The sequence below is a fragment of the Bradyrhizobium cytisi genome (genome assembly GCF_008123515.1).
GTDB lineage: Bacteria > Pseudomonadota > Alphaproteobacteria > Rhizobiales > Xanthobacteraceae > Bradyrhizobium > Bradyrhizobium cytisi.
Window position 1 is genome coordinate 74,019 of sequence record NZ_VSSR01000014.1, and the last position, 23,473, is coordinate 97,491.

20 protein-coding genes and 1 pseudogene are annotated in these 23,473 nt (G+C 59.2%); 3 read left to right on the top strand and 18 right to left on the bottom strand.

Going from position 1 to position 23,473, the window contains the following annotated elements; translation table 11 throughout:
* Positions 1-138: 138 nt before the first annotated feature.
* The 10 genes from FXB38_RS08860 to FXB38_RS42615 all read right to left on the bottom strand — a co-directional run bounded on the left by FXB38_RS08860 (position 139) and on the right by FXB38_RS42615 (position 10,260).
* A complete protein-coding gene (locus tag FXB38_RS08860) occupies positions 139-2,241 on the bottom strand; it encodes a prolyl oligopeptidase family serine peptidase (protein ID WP_148750488.1) in 2,103 nt (700 codons plus the stop codon).
* A gap of 140 nt (positions 2,242-2,381) precedes the next feature.
* The gene (gene fdxB, locus FXB38_RS08865; protein ID WP_027515607.1) at positions 2,382-2,666 is read right to left on the bottom strand and encodes a ferredoxin III, nif-specific; all 285 of its coding nucleotides are present in this window, start codon (positions 2,664-2,666) and stop codon (positions 2,382-2,384) included.
* Between the two features lie 13 nt (positions 2,667-2,679).
* Complete coding sequence (locus tag FXB38_RS08870) at positions 2,680-2,880, bottom strand: CCE_0567 family metalloprotein (RefSeq protein ID WP_148750489.1); 201 nt, start codon at positions 2,878-2,880, stop codon at positions 2,680-2,682.
* Between the two features lie 7 nt (positions 2,881-2,887).
* Positions 2,888-3,358, bottom strand: coding sequence for a NifX-associated nitrogen fixation protein (locus FXB38_RS08875; RefSeq protein ID WP_148750490.1), 471 nt, complete (start codon positions 3,356-3,358; stop codon positions 2,888-2,890).
* Between the two features lie 10 nt (positions 3,359-3,368).
* Positions 3,369-3,764, bottom strand: coding sequence for a nitrogen fixation protein NifX (gene nifX / locus FXB38_RS08880; RefSeq protein ID WP_148750491.1), 396 nt, complete (start codon positions 3,762-3,764; stop codon positions 3,369-3,371).
* A complete protein-coding gene (nifN, locus tag FXB38_RS08885) occupies positions 3,761-5,167 on the bottom strand; it encodes a nitrogenase iron-molybdenum cofactor biosynthesis protein NifN (RefSeq protein ID WP_148750492.1) in 1,407 nt (468 codons plus the stop codon). The genes nifX and nifN overlap by 4 nt, the downstream gene beginning before the upstream one ends.
* Before the next feature lie 9 nt (positions 5,168-5,176).
* A complete protein-coding gene (gene nifE, locus FXB38_RS08890; protein ID WP_148750493.1) occupies positions 5,177-6,820 on the bottom strand; it encodes a nitrogenase iron-molybdenum cofactor biosynthesis protein NifE in 1,644 nt (547 codons plus the stop codon).
* A 117-nt stretch (positions 6,821-6,937) separates the two neighbouring features.
* A complete protein-coding gene (nifK, locus tag FXB38_RS08895; protein WP_148750519.1) occupies positions 6,938-8,497 on the bottom strand; it encodes a nitrogenase molybdenum-iron protein subunit beta in 1,560 nt (519 codons plus the stop codon).
* Positions 8,498-8,578: 81 nt separating this feature from the next.
* Positions 8,579-10,081: a nitrogenase molybdenum-iron protein alpha chain gene (nifD, locus tag FXB38_RS08900; protein WP_148750494.1), complete on the bottom strand. Its 1,503-nt coding sequence runs from the start codon at positions 10,079-10,081 to the stop codon at positions 8,579-8,581.
* A gap of 29 nt (positions 10,082-10,110) precedes the next feature.
* Positions 10,111-10,260 (bottom strand): hypothetical protein, encoded by a 150-nt coding sequence (locus FXB38_RS42615; protein WP_187434754.1) that lies wholly within the window; start codon positions 10,258-10,260, stop codon positions 10,111-10,113.
* A gap of 447 nt (positions 10,261-10,707) precedes the next feature.
* Here FXB38_RS42615 and FXB38_RS08905 point away from each other — a divergent pair, with 447 nt between their 5' ends.
* Complete coding sequence (locus FXB38_RS08905; protein WP_148750495.1) at positions 10,708-11,172, top strand: superinfection immunity protein; 465 nt, start codon at positions 10,708-10,710, stop codon at positions 11,170-11,172.
* A gap of 293 nt (positions 11,173-11,465) precedes the next feature.
* Here the strand turns inward: FXB38_RS08905 and FXB38_RS08915 are convergent, their stop codons facing one another.
* Positions 11,466-11,810: a helix-turn-helix domain-containing protein gene (locus tag FXB38_RS08915; protein ID WP_148750496.1), complete on the bottom strand. Its 345-nt coding sequence runs from the start codon at positions 11,808-11,810 to the stop codon at positions 11,466-11,468.
* Positions 11,811-12,119: 309 nt separating this feature from the next.
* A complete protein-coding gene (locus FXB38_RS43685; protein ID WP_246229752.1) occupies positions 12,120-12,413 on the bottom strand; it encodes a hypothetical protein in 294 nt (97 codons plus the stop codon).
* Positions 12,414-14,426: 2,013 nt separating this feature from the next.
* Here FXB38_RS43685 and FXB38_RS08925 point away from each other — a divergent pair.
* A pseudogene (locus tag FXB38_RS08925) lies at positions 14,427-15,481 on the top strand (cytochrome-c peroxidase).
* 1,376 nt (positions 15,482-16,857) lie between these two features.
* Here FXB38_RS08925 and FXB38_RS08930 read toward each other — a convergent pair.
* Positions 16,858-17,061, bottom strand: a complete 204-nt coding sequence (locus tag FXB38_RS08930) for a 4Fe-4S binding protein (RefSeq protein WP_148740553.1) — start codon at positions 17,059-17,061, stop codon at positions 16,858-16,860.
* 618 nt (positions 17,062-17,679) lie between these two features.
* Entirely contained in the window at positions 17,680-18,894 is a 1,215-nt protein-coding gene (locus FXB38_RS08935) for an EAL domain-containing response regulator (protein ID WP_148750498.1), read from the bottom strand.
* 837 nt (positions 18,895-19,731) lie between these two features.
* Here FXB38_RS08935 and FXB38_RS43690 point away from each other — a divergent pair.
* Complete coding sequence (locus tag FXB38_RS43690) at positions 19,732-20,007, top strand: GNAT family N-acetyltransferase (protein ID WP_246229754.1); 276 nt, start codon at positions 19,732-19,734, stop codon at positions 20,005-20,007.
* Here FXB38_RS43690 and FXB38_RS42620 read toward each other — a convergent pair.
* The 4 genes from FXB38_RS42620 to FXB38_RS08955 all read right to left on the bottom strand — a co-directional run bounded on the left by FXB38_RS42620 (position 19,971) and on the right by FXB38_RS08955 (position 23,438).
* On the bottom strand, positions 19,971-20,255 hold the full coding sequence (locus FXB38_RS42620; RefSeq protein WP_187434757.1) for a hypothetical protein: 285 nt from the start codon (positions 20,253-20,255) through the stop codon (positions 19,971-19,973). The genes FXB38_RS43690 and FXB38_RS42620 overlap by 37 nt on opposite strands.
* Before the next feature lie 138 nt (positions 20,256-20,393).
* Positions 20,394-21,293 carry an SMP-30/gluconolactonase/LRE family protein gene (locus FXB38_RS08945; protein WP_187434755.1) on the bottom strand — a complete coding sequence of 300 codons (900 nt, stop codon included), beginning with the start codon at positions 21,291-21,293 and terminating at the stop codon, positions 20,394-20,396.
* Positions 21,290-22,117 (bottom strand): citryl-CoA lyase, encoded by an 828-nt coding sequence (locus FXB38_RS08950; protein ID WP_148750499.1) that lies wholly within the window; start codon positions 22,115-22,117, stop codon positions 21,290-21,292. Before FXB38_RS08950 ends, FXB38_RS08945 begins: the two co-directional genes overlap by 4 nt.
* Before the next feature lie 55 nt (positions 22,118-22,172).
* Positions 22,173-23,438, bottom strand: a complete 1,266-nt coding sequence (locus tag FXB38_RS08955) for a CaiB/BaiF CoA transferase family protein (RefSeq protein WP_148750500.1) — start codon at positions 23,436-23,438, stop codon at positions 22,173-22,175.
* Positions 23,439-23,473: the final 35 nt, after the last annotated feature.

Sequence of the window (23,473 nt, forward strand, 5' to 3'; positions counted from 1 at the left end):
GTCCCGGCGAGACACTAACTCCACTATGCGTTGGTTCAAGCGCGCAGGATATCGAATCGGTCGTGCGGGAGGTTGTGGACGTCGGTCAGATTGCCTCTCGCCCTGGTCGATATCGTACGAATGTCATTTAGCAATTGCCTAGCTCGCTGACGCCTCCCCGTCCTGCCAGCCAATCTTGCTCTTCAGAAATTCAAAGCCGAGCACCTCGAAACCGGCGCGCTCCTTGTTGTCCTTGCCGTGGCCGTGGCCACCGGCCGCCGGCTCGTAGAAATAAGCCTCGTAGCCCATCGCCTGGAGCTTTGCCGCCATCTTGCGCGCATGTCCGGGATGGACGCGGTCGTCGCGCCGCGTGGTGGCGATCAGGATCGGCGGATAGGGCTGGCCGGGTTTTGCGTTGTGATAGGCGGAGTAGGTCTTCAGCCAGTCCCACTCCTCCGGCTTGTCGGGATCGCCGTATTCCGCGATCCAGCTCGCGCCGGCGAGCAGTTTGGTGTAGCGGCGCATGTCGATCAGCGGGATGGTGCAGAACAGCGCGCCGAAACGCTCGGGATATCGCGTCAACATGTTGGTGATGAGGATGCCGCCATTTGATCCGCCTTCGGCTGCAATGCGCTTTGCTTTCGTGACGCCACGGCGCACGAGGTCGGCGGCAACGGCTGCAAAATCGTCGTGCGACAGTTTTTTGCCGGCGAGCCGGCCGGCATCGTGCCAGCGCGTGCCGAACTCGCCGCCGCCGCGCAAATTGGCCTGCACGAGGGTGCCGCCGCGCTCCAGCCACAGCTTGCCGAGCGCGGAGTTGTAATTGGGCTTCACCGCGAGCCCGAACCCGCCATAGGCGGTCATATAGACCGGCGCATCACCAGTCTCGGTCGCGGGACCGGTCTGCACATAGGGAATGCGCTCGCCGTCGATCGAGATCGCCTCGTGCTGCGTCACCACGAGGCCGTCGGCGTTGAACGTCTTCGGCGCCTGCTTCAGCACGGTCGGGCTCTCGACGCCGCGCTCGATCAATAGCAGCGAGGGCGGCGTCAGGGGATCCTGCATATTGGCAAGCAAATCGCCATTGCTGTCGGACGGATGGCAATCAAGCGGCCAGACGTCGACGACGCCGATGTCGGGGAGGCCGCCGAGTATCGCGCGGTTCCAGCCCGTGGCGAACGGCGTGCAGATCTCGAATCGCGGCTTGAGCTCGTCGAGGATCGACAGCACCAGCCTGCCCGCGGTCCAGAAAAACTCCTGCAATGCGCGCCGCGGTCCGGGCTCGAACAGGAGCGAAAAGTCGCGGCTGCCTGCAAGGAAAGCCGAAAGCGAGATGCCGAGGACGGCATCGGTGGCATAGGTTCGACCTCCGGTCGACCAGGGCTGGCGCAGCTTCATCGCAAACCAGTTGCCATGGGCCTGCATCCAGATGCCGGTCGGAAGCTCGAGCTTCGTGGTGGTGCCGGCGTGATCGCGCAGCCAGATGCGGTGGTTGAAGAAGTCGATCCGATCGATGATCCAGGTACGCGGGACCGCGCCGGTATGGTCCGCGCGGCCATAGACACGCATGTGATCAGCCGCGGTCTCGAAGATCACTTCTGCCCGATCCACAGGTTCGCCACGACACCACAGGCGAACGGTCCTCGCATATCCGGAGCTCGTGACCATGCCCTCGCCATGGGCGCTGGACAGCAGCAGCGTGTCCGTGTCGAGCCAGTCGACGCCGCCCTTGGCTTCCGGCATCGCAAAGCCGTCCGCGACGAAGCTCCTCGTGTCGGCGTCGAATTCCCGCAAGGTGACGGCATCGCTGCCGCCGCGCGACAGGCTTAAGATGTTTCGCGGGCTTCCCGGCAGTGAGCTTGTCGAGTTCAGTAGCCAGTCTTCGCGCTCGCTTGCCGCAAGCCGGTCGATGTCCAGCACGGTCTCCCACGCTGGCCGCGGTTTGCGAAACTCCGCGAGCGAGGTTTGCCGCCACAGGCCGCGCGGGTTCGTGGCATCCTTCCAGAGATTGTGCAGATGCTCGCCGCGCCGGCTGACATAGGGGATCTTGTCGGGCCGATCGTAGATCGCGGCGAGCGTATCGCGGTCGCGTTCGAACGCCGCTCCGCCGAACACCCGCAGCGTTCTGCTATTCTGCCGCTCGACGAAGTTCAACGCCCGTCCGCCTTCGATCTTTTCCAACCATAGATAGGGATCATCATCTGGAGTCGAGGCCGTTGGCCTTTCAATCCGCGACTTCAACGGCACACCTTTTTTGACCATGATTCACTCCAAGCTTAGCATTGACGCGCACTTTCGACAGGGTTCAAGGCTTCGCGCCCTACATGTCGTCGGCTCGATGCCGGATTTCCCGCTACCTTTGTTTCTGACAAACCGCCCCTGTTCATAGCGAGAAAGTCGGTTCAAGCAGCTGGCGCGTGGGTCTGACAGTTTGTCGGGCAGACCCGGGCGCAGGCGCTGCAGCCGATGCAGGCCCCCTCGTCCTTCATCACCATGACTTTCTTTTCGACCTCATCGTCGTCCTCATCGAGATCGATCATCTCGCCGTCCTCGCTCAGGCCCTTCAGCGTCATGACCTCGCGGCCGCAGACCTTGTAGCAGCGGCCGCAGCCGATGCACTTGTTCGGATCGATCCAAACCAGGTAGTCCGGCCTCCAATCGCGGCCGTCGCGGGTCCTGAATGACATGGCTTGAGGTCCGTTATGCTTTGTTTAGCGCCTGGAGATCTTGGCGCTTGCTTTCGAGCTCGCTGAAGGCGTCGTGGGCCTTCTGCGCCACGCTCAGGATCGCGGTCCAGTTGACGGGCAGCTCCTCGGAGAGGTCGTGGAGGTCCATCTTGGCCTGGGTCGCTTTGGCCGACAGCTTCTTTATTTCCGCTTTCAGGCTTTCAACATCGCTCATACTTGCCTCAATAATTCGCCACTTCCGGGAACTCGCGGATCATCTCAACACCACTGTTGACGATTTCGTCGCCTTGCTCGGCAAGATGACACAGATTGTTGAAACCAAAGCGATGCACGTCCCGTAGCTGCTTGCTCACGACAACGAGCCGGCCCCCGATCAGCACGATCCGGCCGAACCCTTCATGATGCATCTTCAGCATTGGCGAGATCATCACACCCGTCGCCTTCTCGATCGAGAGCGCAATGGCGTCAAAGAACAACTGCAGTCGCCATATCGTTTCGGGGTCGGGATTGCCAACGATCGGCAGCGCACGGCGCTTGCGCTTGTCGAGAATGTAGGGGTCGAGCAGGTCGAGGTCCTTCTTGCCCTCCCAGGCGCCGTGGGTGTCCTGGGCGCGCCAGATCTTGATGAGCTCTTTGAGAAATGGCCGCTCCGCCGCGGCGGCGGCTGGAGTGATTTCAGACTGATCGGGCATCCTCTTTCCTTCAGGATTCGAAATCCACCGTACGTTCCGGGCTATTGGTGAGCAGCTTCCGCAGCCAGGGCGGCGGCGACCCCTTCAGCACGGTTTCGAGTTTGACGCAAAGGTCGTCGATGGGCTCTGGTTGCAGCACCTTCATCGGATGGATGTTGCTCGCGACGACTCGCGCAGCACCCGAGCCGCCGATCGCCGCAACATAGAGGATTGCGCAGTCCCTGATCGCCTCGATCTTCGGCGCCAGCTTATCCTCATTGCCGTCTTCCGTGAGGTCACCGCCGAACTGAACCGCCTCAATAAACCGATGCCCGTCCGGGCCGACTTCGTAGATCGCGATGTTCTTGGCCCAGCCGAAGTGCGCATCGACGTGCTTCAAGTCCTGAGTGGCGAATGCAACTTTCATCCGTGTTTTTTCTCTCCCTGCTCAATGCGACTGGGGCGGATGGACCTGCAGGTCACCGCAGATGATGGCCAGGTGTCGGGCGTCGGCCCATGGTTGGTTTCGCGGTCGGTGATGATCAGATTGGCGATATCAAAGATCAGATCGCGCGTGCCGCGATAGCCAACGGTCGTGAGGTGCGCAGCGCCAAGGCGATCGAACATCGGAAAGCCCACCCGGAGGAACGGAACATTGAGTCGCGAAGCGGCCTGGCGACCATGTGAGTGCGACATCAAGAGGTTGCAGTCACGTGACCTCGCAAGCTCTTCAAGATCCTCCAGATCGCCGATCAGGACGTCCTCGGTCCTGACCCGCTGAAGCACCGGTGCGTTCGTCGTCGTCACCGCAGCCGTTACCTGCGCCCCCATCTCGTGGAGGAAGCTGGAGAGATCGAATAACAAGTCCGGCTCGGCGCCGATCGCGAGCTTGCGGCCGCCGATATGGAAATGGGCATCCAGCATGGCGTCTGCCAGCTGTCCACGCTGTCGGCGATATTTCGAGGGCACCGACCGGCCGCTGATCTGGCTCAGGAACGCGATGAATTCGTCGTTTGGAATAAGGCCGCAGAGCCGCCCGAACAGACGGAACGGCGTGCCTGTCCGCGCCTGCATGATCTCGGCCGCACGGCGCATTTGCGCGCCGATCGCGATCGTCCAGGCCGCCTGCCCCATGGTCGCGATCTCGTCCACTCCAATGCCGCCGATCGTGGTCGGCGTGAATTCGCCGGGGATGTGGCCATCCAGCGAACCGGCAATATCCGGCAGGAAGGAGGGCTTGAGCCCAAAATCCTCAAAGATCGTGCGAAGCTCGTCGAGATCGCCGGGCGTGAGGTGGCAGCCAGGTAGCACGTTGACGCGGGAGCCATCGCGCGGTCTCGCTTCGTCGACGGGAGCCACGAGCACCTCGATCATCCGCGCCACTGTCTTGCCCCAGCCATCCTGAAAGGCATCCTTGAAATCCGGCGTCGAGACGTAGACAAGAGGAAGCTTTTCGAGCTGCGGATGCTTCTGACGGATCAACCGGATGAAGGCCTCGACGTCATCGCCGTTGGTCTCGGTGACGCCAGTCGAATTGATACCAATGATCTCGGGCTTGACGCGATTGTAGATGTTGAGGATCGCCTGTTCGAGATTCTCGTGACCGCCGAGCACGGTGGCAACCTCGCTCATGGCGGTCGTCTGCATCGGCACGGCTTCGTTGAAATGGCGCACGAACAGCGTCAGCCCGAAGGAGGCGCAACCTTGCGGGCCATGCAAAAGCGGCATCGCGCCGCGCAGGCCCATGAAGGCAAATGAGCCGCCGATCGGCTGGCTCATCTTGAGCGGATTGACCGAACAGGCTTTCTTCGAGGCAGTGACGATCGCCATGTCGTTCTCCTACTCAGCCGCCTGCAGCGCCGGTGGCTGGAGACCGGAACGAATGTCCTTACAAGCAAGGCACCTTGCGGTGGAATTGGTGCACGGCTTGGCGGGCTCGACGAGGTTCGGGCCATGCGCCGCAATCGCGCTCTCACCATCGCCGGCCTCACTTTGGTTGGAGAAACTTATCGTCTTGACGCCGTTCGTGTTCGTGCCCCGAACTGGATCAGCGGCTTGCGCATGCATCTGCGCAACCGTCTTTGCCTGACGCTTCCATTCGAACTCATCCCAGGGCGCGGCTTGGCGGAGCTGATCCCATATCGGATTGTAGAGCGCTTTCTCGATCTCCTCCATGAGCTTGACAATCCCGATATAGCCCATATAGGCGTGGCAGCGCTCCTGGTTGATATCGAGCCATGGCGTCGCCGCCTTTAGTGCGACGAATTGTGACTTGCCGCCCGAGAGCATGATGTCGGCTTTTGCGTCCTTGAGCATCTTGTAGATCTCGCGAGGCGACATGTCCTCGATCATGTGGGCGTGCTGGCCCATTAATTCCTTGATACGTTCCTTGTCCTTTTCGGTCGATTTTTTCACGGACGTGCCGACGATCTCGAGCCCGGCCTCCTGCAAAGCGGCCACCATCGACCAGGATTTCACGCCACCGGTGATGAGAACGACCCTCTTGCCGGCAAAGCGCGGCTTGAAACGTTCGATCGCAGTCCAGGCTTTGGTCTCTTCGCGTGCGATCAGGGCTTGCGTTCGTTCCATCAGCTCAGCCGGCGCGCCACGTTCGATCAGCATGCGCGCAATCTGGCGCAGTGAATCGCTGGAATCCTCAATACCGTAGAACGAGCCTTCAAAAAACGGGATGCCGTAGCGCTGCTTCATCTTGCTTGCGACGTTGATCATTGCCTTTGAGCAGACCATCATCGCGGCTTTGGCTCGGTGCGAATAAGCGACCTCGCGATACTTGCCGTCCCCCGAGATGCACGACAGGATCCGAATTCCGAGCTCATCGAGCAGCGGCTTGACCTGCCAGAACTCGCCGGACAGGTTGTATTCGCCGATGATGTTGATGTCATATGGAGTGGTGTAATCGGGCTCTCCGGTACCGATGACGTGCTCCAGCAGTGCTTCGCCTGCGAGCTTGTTGCCAAGGTTCTTCGACCCCACAAATCCCGGTGCATTGATGGGAATGACTGGTTTGCCGAATTTGGCGGAGGCCGCCTTGCAGACCATATCGATGTCGTCACCGATCATCGCGGGCACGCACGTCTGGTAGACGAAGATGGCCTGTGGGTCGTATTTCTCTGTGATCTCCTTGACTGCCCTGTACAGCCGCTTCTCGCCGCCGAACACGACGTCGGTCTCGCTCATGTCTGTGGTGAAGCTTCTGCGCCAAAGATCGGAGCCGGAGGAGGCGGAACCGCGATTGTCCCAGGAATTGCCCTCACAGGCGATTGGACCGTGCACAAGATGGGCGACATCGGTGAAGGGCTGCAGTGCGACTTTGGCGCCATCGAAGGCACACCCGCCGGCGGCACCGCCCGGCTTCAGCTGCTTGGTGCATCCATTCTTGCGCTCAACGTTCGACTTGCTCGCGTTCCTGGCGCAGCCCGGTTCGTGAAAGACGTCCTGTATGGTCGTGGGAAGCGAAGTCATGGTGTCTCTTTCGGGGATGTCAAGACACCGCACAGACCAAGAGGATGGCCGGCGGATAACCTGTGATCCCCGCCACAGCGCCGCTGTTCCTGCGGACGATGAGGCGGGGCGCTCGCCTTAGCGTATGATGTCGAAGCTGTAGTCTGTCTTGCCAACCGAGCTGGTTTTTCTATCGATCTCATCAAAGATCTTGTCGAGAATCTTGACCAGCACATTCATGCTACCCTGATAGCCCCACACTGGATAACGATGGTGATGATGGCGATCGAAGATGGGAAACCCGATGCGGATTAGCGGTGTTCCAGTGTCACGCTCGAGATACTTGCCGTAGGTGTTACCGATCAGGAAATCGACCGGTTCTGTGAACAGGAGCGAACGCATGTGCCAGAGATCCTTGCCCGGGAAGGCGCGGCAGTTTTTACCGAACGGCGAGCTCGCGAACAGCGCCTGCATCTTCTGCCCCCAGGCCTTACTCCCGTTCGTCGAGAGCACGTGGGTCGGCTCAGCGCCGAGCTCCAGCAAGAATGCGGCCACGCCATAGCAGAGGTCGGGATCGCCGTAGATCGCGAACTTCTTGCCGTGAACATGCGCGCTAGAGTCAGCCATTGCGTCTACCAGACGCCCGCGCTCCTGCTCCAGCGCATTTGGAATTGCCTTGTTGGTGATACGCGACAGCGTCATCAGGAAATCGTCCGTGGCGCTGACGCCCAGGGGGTGATTGAAGGCGACGACCTCTTGGTCGTGCCCCTTGATGAAGGCCAACGTCTTCTCCGTACAATATTGCTGCATGGAAATGGTTGCCTTCGCGTGGACTGCGTTCGCGGCATCCTTCAGTGTGGTGCCGCCATCATACATGCGGAACTCGCCGTCGGTGGGGGTATCGAACACGTCACTGTTATCCGCGAGGATGGTGTAGCCGATCCCCATCAGCTCGAATATGCGCTTTATCTCACGCATGTTGCCGACAGTGTAGCCGTCGAAGCCGCCGATGAAGTTGATCGTGTTGTTCGCCTTGCGCTGGAGTTTTGGCGCCGTGCCGGCTTTGCCGTCCCAAAAATGCTCGAGGATGCCCTTGAGCGTGTTGTCGTAGCCGGTAACGTGGCTGCCGACGAATGCAGGAGTGTGAGCGAAGGGTACGTCGAAGTCCGCGGGAACTGAACCTTTTTCCTTGGATGTTTTGATGAAGGCGTTGAGGTCGTCGCCGATGACTTCCGCCATGCAGGTCGTCGCGACCGCGATCATCTTCGGCTTGTACATGTTGTAGCTGTTGGCAAGCCCATCGGTCAGGTTGTTCAGCCCCCCGAACACGGCCGCGTCTTCCGTCATGGACGAGGAGACGCACGAGGTCGGCTCCTTGAAGTGCCGTGACAGATGGCTGCGATAATACGCGACGCAGCCCTGTGAGCCGTGGACGAACGGCAGTGTGCGCTCGAACCCGAGCGCGGCGAACACCGCACCTAGCGGCTGGCAAGCCTTCGCCGGATTAACGGTTAGCGCCTCGCGGGCGAAGTTCTTCTCGCGGTACTCGGGGGTCTTGGACCATTCTCTGACACGGTCGACTTCGGCGGAATCATGCGGATTCTCAAATAGCGCCTTCTTATTGGCCAGCATCTGCTGGTATTCGTCTCCCCGGAAAAGCTCAGAGTGGTCGAGTATGTGTTCGGCGTTCTGTGTCATCATGGCACTCTTTAGGTTCTTGTGTTCGTTCTCCTGCCCCTCCCCTCCTCTGCGGAAGAAAGGGCCCAGGCGTCGGCGTTCCTATTCCGCCGCCATGAGGCTCGGCCGCGGAGCGTCCTTCCAAGGTGCCGTGGTCTTCCCCCAGATCGGTGAATTGATCGCCATGTCCATGTCGCGGGCGAAGATCGCGAAGCCGTCGTAGCCGTGGTAAGGACCCGAGTAGTCCCAGGAATGCATTTGACGGAACGGCACGCCCATTTTCTGGAAGACGTATTTTTCCTTGATACCGGAACCTACGAGGTCTGGCCGGATCTTTTCGACGAAGCGCTCGAATTCGTAGCCGGTGACATCGTCGTAGATCAGCGTGCCATCTTTGACGTAGTGCTGAGCGGTGCGTTGGTAGTCATCGTTATGCCCGAACTCATAGCCTGTGCCGACAACATCCATGCCGAGGTCCTCGTAGGCGCCGATGACGTGGCGAGGACGTAAGCCGCCGACGAACAGCATCACGGTCTTGCCTTCGAGCCGCGGCCGGTATTTCGCGGTCACCGCGTCGACAAGCGGCTGATATTTTGCGATGACGCGCTCGGCGCCTTCCTTGATCTTATCATCGAAAAAGCTTGCAATTTTGCGCAGCGACTCCGCAATTTTGGAAGGCCCGAAGAAGTTGTACTCGCACCAGGGAATCCCGAATTTTTCCTCCATGTGCCGTGAGATGTAGTTCATCGAGCGATAGCAATGCAATATGTTGAGCTTCGCCTTAGGCGTCGCCTCCAATTCAGCCAGAGATCCATCCCCGGACCACTGGGCGATGACGCGCAGGCCCATTTCTTCGAGCAGGATCCGTGACGACCAGGCATCGCCGCCGATGTTGTAGTCGCCGATAATCGCAACGTCATATGGCGTCGGCTCAAATTTAGAGCTGGCCTCTGGGGCGCTCTTGTCGAAGATCCAATCTCGAACTGCGTCGTTCGCGATGTGATGGCCGAGCGATTGTGACACGCCACGAAAACCCTCGCACCGCACAGGCACGATCGTCTTGCCGCCATATTCCTTTGACTTTTCTCGGGAGACCGCCTCGATATCGTCGCCGATCAAGCCGATCGGACATTCGGACTGAATGGTGATGCCCCTGTTGAGAGGAAATAGCTCCTGGAGCTCGTCGATGAGTTTGGTGATCTTTTTATCGCCGCCGAATACGATATCCTTTTCCTGGAAATCGGAGGTGAACTGCAGTGTCACGAAGGTGTCGATGCCGGTCGTGCCGACGTAGTAGTTGCGCCGCGAGCCCCATGAGTACTGACCACAGCCGACCGGACCGTGGCTAATGTGGATCATGTCCTTGATCGGCCCCCAGACCACGCCCTTGGAGCCTGCGTACGCGCAGCCACGGATGGTCATCACGCCCGGAATGGACTTGATATTCGACTTGACGCCACAATCCGACTTCCCCGCCTCGTGAACACTGAGATGCTTGGCGCGCCTTTTGGCGGTCTTCTCTGGGTAGACCTTCAACACCTCATCGATTAGCTGCTTGTTGCGCGCCTTGATCTCAGCGACGCTCTGGGTAGTTGCTCGGCTCATACAAATTTCCTTTCGATCGTCGTCTCAAATCAAGAAGCGACGCTTTTCCGGTAGACCGACGGATTTCCGATCCGGCGTTCAGGTGTAAAGCGTGCAATCTCCATGACCGCTCCTACCGATCGCAACTTCGCGGCCTTCTGGATCATGCGGCAGCGGTCGTTCACGATCTTGTAGTTCATCTCGGCTGAGCGCCTGCGAGCGCCGTGTGTGTGATGCTGGTGATTTGTCGACGGGATCGCTGACCAAGACGGGTCTCGGTGAAGTCATGCCTGCTCTCCAGCGGTTGGTCATATCGGCTTCTTTACTCACTGCCTGTCATCAGGGGCGTGTCCCTCTGCATGTTGATGCAAAGGGCTAACAGCCGCCTCTTGCGCAGGGGTCTGCAACGAGTGTGCCAGCGCTGGTTGAATACAAAAACCCACGTCTGTAGAGCTAGATAGCTGGCAGAATGCGGATTGTTATAAACCTGACCCTGTCTGGCACCGACAGGCGTACCCGCTAACGCCCTGTCTGAAACACAACAATCAGCTCTCCGCGAAATCGACGCCGCCAAAGATCGGTTATTCGCCGCATTGAAGGTCGAGTCAGGAACGAAGAAAGATATCGCCCAGGAGACATCGCTCACCTTGAACATCACCGAGCACCGGCATTTCGGGATCGGACTCATCGCTGCCATCGTCGCGCTTTCCGCTTTGATGAGCATGTCCGTCGGACTGGTCGGAATGATCCCGCTGGCCGCGGCGTACCTTCTGCCAACCACCATCGCCTTCAAGGTTCGGCATCACTACGCCCGGGTGTTGGCCATCCTGAACGTCGTCTTTGGCTTCACCGTGCTCGGCTGGCTTGGGTTCTTCGTGTGGGCGCTGATTGGTCCTCGGAAATCCGCATTGGACGCCATGTCACAGCATTCGGCACTCGGCCTGGCGAAGACTCCAGCCGCGGATCCCGCTCTAACGGTGTCCGATTACGATCTGCGTTCCGGATGGAAGATGCCCGCCTTGCAAGCCGAGATCTTTTTCGAGAGAGAGGGAGCCCCGGTGAAATCAGCCGAATCCATCAAGCTGCCTCGCGCGCCTTCCTCGCTTCTGTAGCGACGAGTTGGCTGCACTCAGCCGCCAGTCGGTTCACGACCTGGCGTTCGACCTGCTCACGATTCCTTTGGAGCTTCTCGCGCTCCTGCTGGAGCGCTTCGGTCTCTCGGGCGACCTCCGCGTCCTTGCTCGCCCAGTTGTTCCTGGAAACGCTGGCGGGTCTGCGCGAGAAGAGGGACGGCGAGGGATTCAGTCAGCCGAATCTCATGGTTGCAGATCGGGCACTGGGGGGTCATGAGCGCTTTTGGCCGCCGTCGCGTTAGACGTCATGAACCCTCCCCTTTCGGCAGCTCTTAGGCCGGAATAAACGTGATCCGGCCCGCTTCGCCACGCTTCCGATGTGGCTTTACCGTTATTTCGACGTCCTGCTCGAACGCCGTCAGCATGCGCAGCAGCTTTTCCAGCGAAACCAACCTGAACTGCCCCCGAAGCATCCTTGACAGGTTGGGCTGCTTCACGCCCACCAGCCTCGCAGCTTCAGTCTGAGTGATCTCCCGCTCCGCCATCAACCGCTTCAATTGTACGACGAGGGCTGCCTTGAGTTGGTGCTCGTGGGCGTTCGGCAGGCCGAGATCAGCAAAAATGTTGCCGGAGCCCCGGCTGTGGGCCCGCAGCTTCTTCTTCTTCGTGCTCATCATCGGGCTGCGTTTGCTCCTTGTGGATAGCTTCGGTGTCGCGCAGGCTGCCGAAGGGATGCCCCTTCTGCGAGCCCCGTTCGTCCCTGATGCTGATCAGCGCCCTAAAGAGCTGCTGATCGGCTCAGGTGAAGGTTAATTTGAACGCTCTACCGCGCTCGAGTGCCTTCGGAGTTTTAGCTTAACTTGTTGCGGGTGTGCTCGTCTTGGAGGACGGCACACAGGCCAGGGAGCACGTATTGTGTGAGGCTAAGAGTATGGACAGTAATTCGTGCGCCCCGAGCGCCTGCGGAAATCAGCGTAAGACACCAGTCACTTCCATTGAAGAGGTTCTGGCCAATCTGTGAAGTCCAATTCGAAGCTACGCAGGCCAGTGAGTTTGGTCGTGAATTTAAGGGTCTTGCCTGAAAGGGCTGCCAATGAGCCAGATGCGAACTTGAATACTGTCGTGCCGGAAGTTGCGACAGCAATGCCTTGCTCGCCTTCCATGCTAGAGAAGCCGGTCGCCTCGGAGAGTTGCCCAATTGCAACTCCGTCCAGCGCGCGGTGAAATTCCAGGGAGGCCAAGTATGTTCCTTTGTCAGCAGCCCACTCGCTGACCGACACTGCTGTGATCCCCGCGTCGCTCAAGAGACCACCCGCGATCCGGCAGCCATATTGAACGCTGAGAATGACCCGCTCATTCCGAACTCCGACCGGCTCTCGATCGGCGGCAGTGACCGTGCAAGCGTACCGCCTTGTGTCCGCAACCGCGCCCGTGCTTAGCCCGAACAACCCGAGAGCGGAACATAATACAAAAGCGAGAACGGGTCTTATCATTCGGCTGCACCTGGTCTGGAATATCGTTCGCCTGCTCTGTACAATCTGACGCTACGGCCGATTCAAGCTTCTTCGATCGCTCTGTCGGATAAAAGCTACTCACGGTGACCGCGGTGCCGCAGAAACGAGGCGATCGGTATCCCCCGGCGATGGCCCCTGGATGGGTGCCCGAACGATTCCATTATCGGCGTTCACGGCGCGCAGCGGGCCAGCACGTCGGTGAACCAAGGCTATAGACCGACGCCTTTCAGCTCGGCGGCGGCCACGAGGGGCGCGACGGCCCGCGGCGCCGGAGCGCTACGTTCCTGACGCGGGCGCAGGCGTTCTGTGGACGGATGCCATTTCCGCGGAATGCCCCCGCGGCGCAGGTCCCGAATTTTGCTTCACAGTGTCAATGTAAAAGGAAACGTGGTCGCTAGGAGCCGTGCAAAGGCAGACTGCCGCTCAAGCAGACGCTCTTCGAGCATCTTACGCTCGAGATCACTTAGCTCGCTTTGAAGCCTTCTGCGACAGCGCCAAATGTCATTCCGCACGTATCTGATCTCATTCAAGCGATCGTCAATCGAAGCCATCACGGATACCGTATCCAACTTGAACCAGCCATGGACAACTCGTCAATCACGTCCTTCTCAGTAAGACGCCGATGAGATCTCACGATCTGGCCATCTGCGGACACGATGTAACGATCTGCTCCCAGGATGTCCTCTTGTATCGACGTCTTTCAACGCAAGAGCACGAAGTGACGGCTCCTTCTGCAGAAGTTCAGCTTTTTTGCCATCAACGCGCAGGATTTCAAAAGCTGCCGTTCGCCCGTGAGTGGGCCGAATGGCTATCTTATTCCAACCAACACCCGGCCGGATCAGGTGTCAGGGCGCCCACTCAAGCTGGTGTCGAATGGGAGTACGAGTAATCGGACGGTCGCACCGTCAAACTCTGGGCAACCGCGCCTTTCAGATTTGAGATCAGCAATTGCCATGCCAGCGAACCTCAGGTGGGATTGAAGACAAGCCATGTTCAGGCTCGGGGCTCGTCTGTTACAAACGAGCGGGATTTCGCGGCGGCGGCGCGCCAGAGCGGCCGGACATGAGTCGGAGAGGCTTTAGTCGGCAGGGCTCGGCGAAATCGTGAGCGACGCGAACCGCTGGGCGCCTCGGCTCAGTGTCTCGTGCGCAGATCTTATTACCGCCGTCCCGCGTGCGGCCCGCAAGCTGGCAATTTGATCTCATCACAAAAGTCTCTGTACGATGGTGTCTAGCCGGGACTGGCGTTTGTCGCATCTGTGACACTGAATGTAGTCATCAAACCAGGACATCCGACTTTGTTTGTTCGCCCGGACTCGTTCTACAACTAAATCAGCAGCTTGCATGTCAGATGCAACTGGCATCCCAGTTACTATTGTCCCGTAACACCGTGAGCGCTGAGTGCGACCAGCGGTGTAAGACGGATACATCAACTTTGCGGGAGCGTATTGGCCACCCAATCGCTTGATGGAGCACCGATGCGGCCACCGGACAGCTTACTCTTTTGCGGCACACCTGTTGTTGTCAGATCGACCACCAAGACTAGTCTGATCTACCAACACGAACGTCGTGATCTAGCTCAAAGCGAACTCGCCAATCAAATAAGGTCCGAAAGCTTCGTGGGCGAACGCCGGCAGCGAGCACCTCGAAATCGCACATTTGATGCAGCCTCGCTTTCAGAGGATCCGGTGCATACTGCGCCGACCCGTTGAAGGAACGGAGGGTGGCCTCGTTTTCGACTGTTTCCGTGATTAACAATCAGAACTGATGAGGCGGGTGTATGAACAAACCGATCCGAGAGCTTCGGCTTGTGGCCGAAGCATCTGTTTTGGCGATTGGGCTGCTGATGTCGTCAGGAGCTAACGCGGACGATGATCTGATGGCAGATATTCCATCCGATCCCCTCAGTCATTCCTGCGGTAAAGGACAATTCAGTCACACATGAGAAGGTCGAGCTTGGCAAGATGCTGTTCTTCGATCCGCGGCTATCGGCAAGCGAGATCATTAGCTGCAATACGTGCCACAATCTCGGCACCGGCGGAGTCGATGCCGGTCCGACCTCAGTCGGTCACGGCTGGAAGGTCGGCCTACGTCGGGCCCCAACCGTCTACAACGCGGTGTTCAATGTGGCGCAATCTGGGACGGACGCGCCGCGGACCTGACGGCGCAAGCCACCGGCCTGTGCAGGCGAGTGCCGAAATGAATGCAACTCCGGATCATGTGCTCGACACCTTGAACTCAATGGCCAGCTATCTCGCCCTGTTCAAAAACGCTTTCCCGAACGAAGCGAGACCGGTCACTTTTGAAAACTTTGCGAAGGCAATCGAGGCTTATGAAGCGACTCTCATTGCACCTGCGGCCCCATTCGATCAGTATTTGGAAGGCAATACACATGCTCTCAATGATCAGCAGAAGTCAGGGTTGGCGCTGTTTATAGAGAAGGGATGCTTCGCTTGTCACAATGGAATCAACATCGGTGGACAGGCCTACTTCCTATTCGGCGTGATGAAAAAGCCTGACGCAAGCCTGCTTCCGGCCGCCGATAAGGGCCGGTTCGCGGTCACCAAGGCAGTCGGTGACGACTATGTCTTCCGCGCGGCGCCCTTGCGGAACGTCGCGTTGCGAGCCCCTTACTTTCATTCGGGCCAAGTTTGGAGCCTCAAGCAAGCTGTTGCCCTGATGAGTGAAATCCAGCTCGGCGCCAAGCTTAGCGATGAGGAAGAGAACGATATCGTAGCGTTTCTGAATTCGCTGACCGGGCGGGTACCTAAGATCGAGTATCCGATACTACCCACGCGTACGAACACGACGCCAAAGCCTTCTATAGACAGATAGGATTAACAGCACCGGCCTCATGCTTTGCTGTAGCAGATGCGATGCACGTACCCACGTCCCGCAATGACCGCAAAATGAATGATCCCGTGCTGTCACTCATAACCAGGCACATAAAAAAGCGCCCGGCCTCCTCGGGAGGCCGGGCGAAAGTCACGCAGGAGCGACGCTGCTTTACGCATCGCACCAGCTTTCGTCGGTAGGGAGGACTACCGGCGATCGATTTACGGCGAGGGCATTCGCCGTCAAACAACGAGAAGCGGATATCGCTCCGCGCAAAATCTGGAGCCGCTTGTCTTCCGCTCCTGGCGGACACTTCAGGAGTTGCCCACCATTCGCCCGCTGTCCGGTTGGCAAGGGCAGTGCCTTGATCGAGCTGGGATCCTTCGCGCAAGCGGCTTGGCTGCAGGTGCCCTGAAACTGAAGCGGCAGTTTGCCGTCGCGCAGCAGCATTTGGCATCCCCAAAACACCAGCAACGCTCGATTATCTTCCCGAAGATCGGGCCAAGGCGCCAATTTCGTATGCCATTCCGTAAGGGCGGTAAAATAGATTGTTGTGATGGGACGCATCCACGCGATGGATAAATGAAAAAGTAGGGCTGTGGTTAGCGTCGAGCGTTAATGACTTCGATCGGCATCGCCGGCATGCTATCGGCCGTCGGATCGAGAATCGATCTTGTCGCCGGCTGTATGCGACCGCCTCGGCCAACGCCGGCCGGCATTCCCGTCTCTGGGAACTTTGGGAAGCTCGCAAGGACATCGCAAGCCCCCAAAGCGTGTGCATCTCATTCACAAAAGCGTGGCGAAACGCTCCGCACCATCATGGCTCAGCCCGCAACTCGCGTGCGGCGGCCACCATATTCACGTGCTGAGCGACTTTGGCGCGCGACTTCGATGCGTCCGTCGCCGCTTGGCTAGTGGAGCCTGGACGCTGGCCGGGCGATATGCAGGAACGGTTCCTGACCTCAGGATGCATGCTGAATTGCGAAACTGGAGTAAGCGGCGAGAGCGCGGGCGGCGGGATCGCGCTATGACCCTACGCTCCATGCACTCGTGCACGGTAACCACGGGCAAACGGAGGCCGAGCTTCTCGCACGTCTTCAGGATCTCCGGAACGATCTCGTCGCGCGAGGAGCAGCGACGACAAGCTTCAACGCGGCCACTGGAGCATCGAAGCGGCCTTGTCCTTATTCGAGATAAATTTGACGGTGTCCTCCGACAGAGCCTTTCGAGGGCTTCTCGGAGTCGATCAGCGTCTCTAGCTCATAACGATGTTGATCGACCTCGATGCGCACCATGCGGTCAGTAGTCTCCTCAAGCTCGACATCGACTACTTCGTTCGCGACATCGAGCGATGATGCCTTCTGGACGCGGGCTGCTTATGCTGTCTTAGACGGGACACAGGTGTCAGGCACCGGACAGACGACCGCGCATTGCGGCGTGTCGCTATGGCCCTCGCACTCCGTACACTTTTTGGCATCGATAACGTAAATGTCGCGCTTGAGGCTGATCGCCGCGTTGGGACACTCGAACTCACATGCACCACAAACGGTGCATTGCGAAGCGACGATCTTGTAAGCCATGCCTTCCGACTCCTTAGGCGAGCGATGCCATTGGCGATCCCCTTCAAATGCCGTGCCAAACACAGACGCGCTCAATGGCGGGCAATTTGCGCAATTGTGCTGTCCCGAGTCTGAGACCATGTTGCATCTGCGACAGCAACAGGCCGCTTCAATTTCAAGCTATGAGAGGCCTCGGGCCCTACTCCGAGAGCCAGTCGCGACTCGACCGCTGCGAGCTTCCATCGGTTTGTCCGGCACGGCAGCGCGGGGCCAAGCGACGCTCGGCGATTCCGAAACCGGTGGCGCGACTAAAAGCCGCGAGCCGACGCACGTCTACGCCGGATCTCGGCAAACCTCCGGTCACACGCCCTGACTGGAGGTTTTGTGCAAGCCTCGCTCATGGCTGCAACGTTACCTGCGCGGATTGACTCGCTGGAGGCTTGCCAAAACGGATTTGTGCTACAATAAGCTTCGGCGTCGCTTCGGAGGGAAATGACGTCGCGCCGGGAAGGAGCGACACTGGCTTTGCAAACTGACCGAGAATTGCAGTCAGCCTCATGCCTGGTGCCGAGTAAGCATGGCGGTGTGGGCGAGCGCTGCTACGCTTTTCTTGACTGTGCTCAGCCACTCGTCATGCAACTATTTTGGACGAAGTGGAGCAGGGCTGAAAGATGACTGTGCAAATTGCTTCAGCGGCATGGCCTTTCCGAACAGATGGCCCTGCGCAAGGTCGAAGCCGAGTTCGGTCACAGCGATCAGGTCGGCATGGCTCTCCACACCTTCGGCGACGGTGCGCACACTGTATTCTTTGGCTAGATCGACGATATGGCGGCACACCGTTCGCTTCAGGGGCCCATTTCCGCAACCGGCGACGTACTGCCGGTCCACTTTCAATTTCATGAACGGGAATTTTTCCACCCCCATCAGCTGCGGCCAATTGGCGCCGACGTTGTCGATTGCAAGGCCAATGTTGTGAAAGCGAACCTCACGCGCGACGTCAACCAGGAGATCTAGGTTCGGGATAGCTTCCTCGCTCTCGATTTCAATCGTCAAGCCGCCGAAAGCGGGGTGCGACGGCATGCGCTGACAGAGATCGCGTACCGCCTGCGGGTCAATCAGGAATGCTGCCGGGAGATTGATGGAGAGATCGATCGACGTTTGCTGCTCCAGAAGATACTGCCAATCCTTGATCGCGCGGTCGATCACGAACCGCGACAACTCCCTAAAATGCGGATCGTGAGGCTCCGGGATGAAATAGGCCGGTGGAACAACGCCCCAGGTCGGGTGCCGCATTCGCACAAGCGCCTCGGCGCCGCGGCGGCTGAGGGTACGCGCGTCAAACTTCGGCTCATACCAGAGCTCAAGCCAGCCAGCGTGTAAGGCTTCTCCGACATGGACCGCGGGACGGGGCGCCGGCTCTCTGGGCAAGAGCATGGCGACCCGATCGCGCAGCGTCTCGGCTGCAAACGGCGTCCTCAGCGGCGGCAGCATAGCAAGTCCATATTCCCCACCGACCTGCTGCACTGCCGTCATGATGATCGACCCGCGGGCGCCGAACGCCAGCACTCTGCCTGCAAATTCTTCGCGTACGAGTATCTCGAGCAATCGTCCAGGCTCGATGCGATCCGAGCCAATACCGAGCAGGATCAGATCAGGGAACTGCGTGCAGAGTACGTGCGGCAGCTCGTCAACAGTCCTGCATTCGCTGATAACAAACCCCATATCCTCCAGCACATCCCGTAGAAAGGCGCGCAGATGCCGCTTGCCGACGGCCACGCACGCTCGCGGCCGCGCCTTACGCTGTCCGAAGATTACAGGTTTCCCTCCGACCAATTCGGCCTGCCCATGCTCCATCGCAACCACTCCCGTTCCGTGACGGTCCATTAAACAAGGAGCGAAGGTCCAAACAAGCTGTGCTTGCTGGTATCTTTCGATTCTTCACGCTAAGCTTAAGATGGTGCATGAGCGTGCAAAATCTTTCGCGATGTTGTTCAGACGATTTTGTCGGGCGCACGCCTATGATACCTGTCGCGCTTCGCGCAACTTTGTACGAGTAACGCACGCGAGTGTGGGAACTCTCACCTTCGGACGCGGCGAGCTGATGCGCCCTACGGCGCGGCGATCATCATGGTGCAAGATCTACTACTGAATCGAGTAGCTCGTGAGTGACGATCGGCAATCACTCTTACGAAGGTTTGATCTGGCATGGCCGACCTGCCAACGCGCGAATGTGCCTGTCTGGTGGATTTGTTTTCCAATCGAAGGAAGTCCATCATGAGTTCGCAGCTGGTCAAGCCGCAGTCGATTCTGAGAACGGCAACAGCTTGCAATTACCTCACCTCTGTTGCTTATAGTGAGTGCGGACGTCCTATTCCCTACCGAGCTTGATAGTTGCTCTCAGTTGCGTTTTCTGTATCCTTGTAAGATTGGATTTCCTCAAGAGGGACTAACGTGACGGGTGTTCGTTTAGCGCTGAAGCGCAAGGCCCGCCCCACGGGGGCACGGCTTTGCGCAAAGGCGTGCCAGGAGATGAGAACGCGATCGCTGAAGCGGTCGAAAAGCTACTTTCTGAATTAGGTGGCCCCGGACCGGCGTTCAGTCTTGAAGGCGCGAAGCAGGCGGCTTTGCGCCTGATTCAGGATCCCAAAGAGGGCTTTATTTTTTGTCGTCGAGGAAAAAGCCACGGGGCAGATGGTAGGGATCGCTACCATCTCGGCCGTACAGGCCGTGAGAGCAGCCGGAGCGTACGGTGTGCTTCAGGAGCTATGGATTTCTCGCGACTTCCGAAGCTCTCACCACGGTCCGCATCTGCTCGAGGCGGTACATTCGGAGGCGAAGCGCCGAGGCTCGCAGATGATTGAGGTTGCGTTGCCTCCGGATGGCTATCCGGCCTTAGAACGGGTACGCCGTTTCTACGAGGAGAGGGGATATCAGGTTGCAGGATTGCGCGCGCGCAAGAGGCTGTGACAGTACTGCGATCGCTGCTCCACAGAGTTAAAGCGCTCCTGGGCTAGCGTGCAATCAGTAAAGTCTTTCAAAGCAGCAAATCCTGCGGCATGTTGGTTCTCAAAACGAACGCTCCAACGCGTGCGTCGCGGCCTAGCATGATCGAGAACCTCGACGCTGATGCGGTGCTTACTCCCACTGCGAGCGGCTACCTCTTCGACCTTCTTGGCGGGAGCGTTCAAAATATCAGCCATCAAATCGTTCTTCATTGTGCAAAGCGATACGATGGTCTTCTCAAGGGTCGTGGACCGCGAGCCGAGACCTGCCCGGCTAAAAGCCTGCATCTTAATTCGGCGGACCGTCGTGAAAGGATTCGGTAGCACCTTGTCACTCCTGCTGGCGAACGTTCAAGAAAGGTGAGCGAGATCAGCCATCAACACTGATCCGGTAGAGGATTCCGTAATGAGCAATGTGCCGTTTGCCGCCTCCAATACCAGGTTCGTGCAGGTCGCCCCAGCGCAGGACTTGATGCGCGCGATCGTTTCGCCGTTCGGCGCCATGACGAAGACCTGGCCAAGGGAGGCATGCGCGACAAAGAGCCGCCCTTTTTGATCCATCGTCAGCCCGTCAGGACCGCTCGTCCCGAAGAACAAGCTGAAGCGTCCCACCTTCGCAACGCCGCCGTCACGCATCAGCGGCACGCGCCAGACGCTGTTGTCGCGCGTCATTGCAACGAACAACACGGTCTCGTCCGGACTGAGCACTAGGCCGTTCGGACTCGGCCCGTTGGAAATCAGGCAGTCGAGACGGCCGTCAGGGCACAGTCGGAATACTCGGCCGGTCGGATCGTGCAATCCAGTTTGCCCCTGATCGGTGAAATAGATGTCGCCGTTGGTCGCGATATGCAGGTCGTTGCAGCCTCTGAAGGACTCGGAATTGCGGTGCCCCAGAAACGGCCTGATAGTACCCCGCTGCGGATCGAGTTCCATGAGGCCGTTCATGTAGTCGGCGACCAGTATCCGGCCATCCGGCGCGATCTTCAGACCATTAGGCCAGCCGCTATATTCGATGATCAGAGACCAGGCGCGATCCGGTGAAATCCGGAAAATGCGGCCGAAGGGGATGTCGACGACATAGAGATTCCCGGACTTGTCAAACGATGGTCCCTCGATGAAACAATCTACTGGATGTCCCCGGCGGTTCGCGTCTGCCCATTCCGAGGAAACACCCGGGCGACGAAACTCCGCCGGCATCGACGAGAACATGCGGGTCTCAATCAGCTTGGGCGGCTTTTCGAGATACATCATGATGCGCCTCCCAGCCTGCGGCGCGGCTGGCCCTCGTAGTTGTAGCCGAACTGCTTGGGCATCGGGCCCTTGTTGCGATCCTTGCGCCCAGTTTGCTCCCAGGCGTGAGCCAGGATTCCGACCGCGCGCGACAAGCAGAAGATCCCGCGCGCGAGCGGAGAGGCGAAGCCCAGCTCGCCGTAAATGACCGCGGTCGCGCCATCGATGTTCATCGGAATGAGTTTGCTCTTGCGCTGTTGCATCACGCGCTCGATCGCGCGGGCGGCCTTGGCATAATCGCCACTGACGTTGCCCTCGGCGGCTGCGGCATCCACCAGCGCCAACAGCGGTGCGGCGCGCGGGTCGACCGGATGAAACCGGTGGCCGAAGCCCGGTAGATATTTGCTGCGTGTTGCGGTGAAATGGTCGATTGCGGCGCCAGCGGCCTGCTCGATCTCTCGGCTATCGCGCCGTCGCAGCACATCTTCGTAGAGTTCGATAGCCTGCTCCCCTGCTCCGCCATGCACGTCATCGAGCGTATTGATTGCCGAGGCCATGGCGCCGTTCAGGGGCAGGCCGCAGCTCACCGCCATCTGCGCAATTGCGATGGAGGGCGCGTGCGGACCGTGGTCAACGGACGCGACCAGCGCAGCTTGCAGCAGCCGCTCCTGCGCTGGCGTCGGCAGATCGCCGCGCAACATCAGCCAGATCATGGCGGGAAAGGAAATCCGGCCGATCAGATCTTCGATTGGATAACCCCGATAGGCGATGCGACCGGGCGCGATATCGCAGATGGAGGTTCGCCACCAACGGGCCGCTTGCTGTCGAAATTCTTCTTCGCTCATTTCCGGTTCCGTCCATTCAACCTGCCGATCGCCAACCGCCGCAAGCCGTCGGATCTCATGATATCGGTCCGTCCGCGGCTACGCGGACAGGCAGGAAATCTGCCTCTCCTTGCTTTGGCGTCCCGACAGCCCGGCTTGAGACCAGTTGCTCGACCTCCGCATACGAATAGCCGAGCCGCTGCAGCCATCGCTCGGTGTCTGCTCCGAGCGTCGCAGGTGGTGAAGGCAGCGAAAACTCCTCATCCAGCCGGAAGCCCGGCCGCGTGATTCGTAACGGCTGCGCACCGTCTTGTTCTGGGGCCAAAGTCTCGACGAATCCGCGCTCGAGGAGCTGTGGCTGCCGCAACACTTGCGAGACCGTCAGCACGCGGCCCGCGGGAACACCAGCCAGATTCATTTGGGCCTCCCATTCCTCGGCGGGCTTGCAACTCAATGCCTTGTTCAACTCCGCGCTCAGCGCTGCTCGGTTCACCTTGCGCATCTCGCGCCCAGCAAAGCGTGGATCCGTCTTCAGGTCCGGTCGGCCAATCAGGTCGCATAGGGCTTGGTACTGCTTCTGCTCGTTGGCGGAAATGTTCAGCGGGCCTGTTGCGGTGCGGAACGTGCCCGAGGGAGCCGCGGTGAAGTTCTCGTTTCCGATGGGCTGCGGCTCGACACCAGCGTTCAGGTGGTTGGAGACGACCCATCCCATCGCTGCAACGGTGGCTTCAAGCAGGGACACGTCAATGAACCGACCGCGGCCGCTATGCCTCTGTTCGACCAGAGCCGCGGCAATGGCAAAGGCAGCAGTCAGTCCCGCAATCGTGTCCGAGACCGGAAAGCCCGTGCGCAGGGGAGCAGAGGCCGTATCGCCAGTGACGCTCATGGCGCCAGACAGACCCTGGACGATCTGGTCATAGGCTGGACGGGCGGACCACGGCCCGCTCTGCCCAAAGCCGGAGATCGCGCAGTAGACGAGACGCGGGTTCTGCCTGCTGAGTACATCAAACCCCAGGCTAAGCCGTTCCATCACCTTCGGCCGGAAGTTTTCGAGCACCACATCGGCTTCCTTGACGAGTCGCAAGAATACCTCGCGGCCCGATTCCGACTTCAAGTCCAGCGCCACCGATTGCTTGCCGGCGTTCACCGCGACAAAAGAGAGGCCCTGCAGGCGCTCTGCTCTTTGCGGATCGGCGCCGAGGCGCCGCGCGAGGTCGCCGCCTTTCGGATTTTCGACTTTGATGACCTCCGCGCCAAGACGCGCGAGATGATAACCGCAGAACGGACCGGCCAGCACGTTCGACAAATCCAGGACGCGGATGCCGGTTAGCGGCAGAGACATCTGAAGAAGCCTTCCTTTAGGTGATCCGATGGTGA

Bases quoted from the DNA above. Each gene is read 5' to 3' on its own strand.
- nifE (WP_148750493.1), bottom strand. From the start codon at position 6,820: ATGACTTCGCTTCCCACGACCATACAGGACGTCTTTCACGAACCGGGC.
- FXB38_RS08930 (WP_148740553.1), bottom strand. From the start codon at position 17,061: ATGGCTTACAAGATCGTCGCTTCGCAATGCACCGTTTGTGGTGCATGT.
- FXB38_RS08950 (WP_148750499.1), bottom strand. From the start codon at position 22,117: ATGAGCGAAGAAGAATTTCGACAGCAAGCGGCCCGTTGGTGGCGAACC.
- FXB38_RS08955 (WP_148750500.1), bottom strand. From the start codon at position 23,438: ATGTCTCTGCCGCTAACCGGCATCCGCGTCCTGGATTTGTCGAACGTG.
- FXB38_RS42615 (WP_187434754.1), bottom strand. From the start codon at position 10,260: ATGAACTACAAGATCGTGAACGACCGCTGCCGCATGATCCAGAAGGCC.
- FXB38_RS42620 (WP_187434757.1), bottom strand. From the start codon at position 20,255: ATGAAGAACGATTTGATGGCTGATATTTTGAACGCTCCCGCCAAGAAG.
- nifX (WP_148750491.1), bottom strand. From the start codon at position 3,764: ATGAAAGTTGCATTCGCCACTCAGGACTTGAAGCACGTCGATGCGCAC.
- nifK (WP_148750519.1), bottom strand. From the start codon at position 8,497: ATGACACAGAACGCCGAACACATACTCGACCACTCTGAGCTTTTCCGG.
- FXB38_RS43690 (WP_246229754.1), top strand. From the start codon at position 19,732: ATGGTAGGGATCGCTACCATCTCGGCCGTACAGGCCGTGAGAGCAGCC.
- FXB38_RS08935 (WP_148750498.1), bottom strand. From the start codon at position 18,894: ATGGAGCATGGGCAGGCCGAATTGGTCGGAGGGAAACCTGTAATCTTC.
- FXB38_RS08945 (WP_187434755.1), bottom strand. From the start codon at position 21,293: ATGATGTATCTCGAAAAGCCGCCCAAGCTGATTGAGACCCGCATGTTC.
- FXB38_RS08870 (WP_148750489.1), bottom strand. From the start codon at position 2,880: ATGAGCGATGTTGAAAGCCTGAAAGCGGAAATAAAGAAGCTGTCGGCC.
- FXB38_RS08915 (WP_148750496.1), bottom strand. From the start codon at position 11,810: ATGATGAGCACGAAGAAGAAGAAGCTGCGGGCCCACAGCCGGGGCTCC.
- FXB38_RS08875 (WP_148750490.1), bottom strand. From the start codon at position 3,358: ATGCCCGATCAGTCTGAAATCACTCCAGCCGCCGCCGCGGCGGAGCGG.
- FXB38_RS08860 (WP_148750488.1), bottom strand. From the start codon at position 2,241: ATGGTCAAAAAAGGTGTGCCGTTGAAGTCGCGGATTGAAAGGCCAACG.
- fdxB (WP_027515607.1), bottom strand. From the start codon at position 2,666: ATGTCATTCAGGACCCGCGACGGCCGCGATTGGAGGCCGGACTACCTG.
- nifN (WP_148750492.1), bottom strand. From the start codon at position 5,167: ATGGCGATCGTCACTGCCTCGAAGAAAGCCTGTTCGGTCAATCCGCTC.
- nifD (WP_148750494.1), bottom strand. From the start codon at position 10,081: ATGAGCCGAGCAACTACCCAGAGCGTCGCTGAGATCAAGGCGCGCAAC.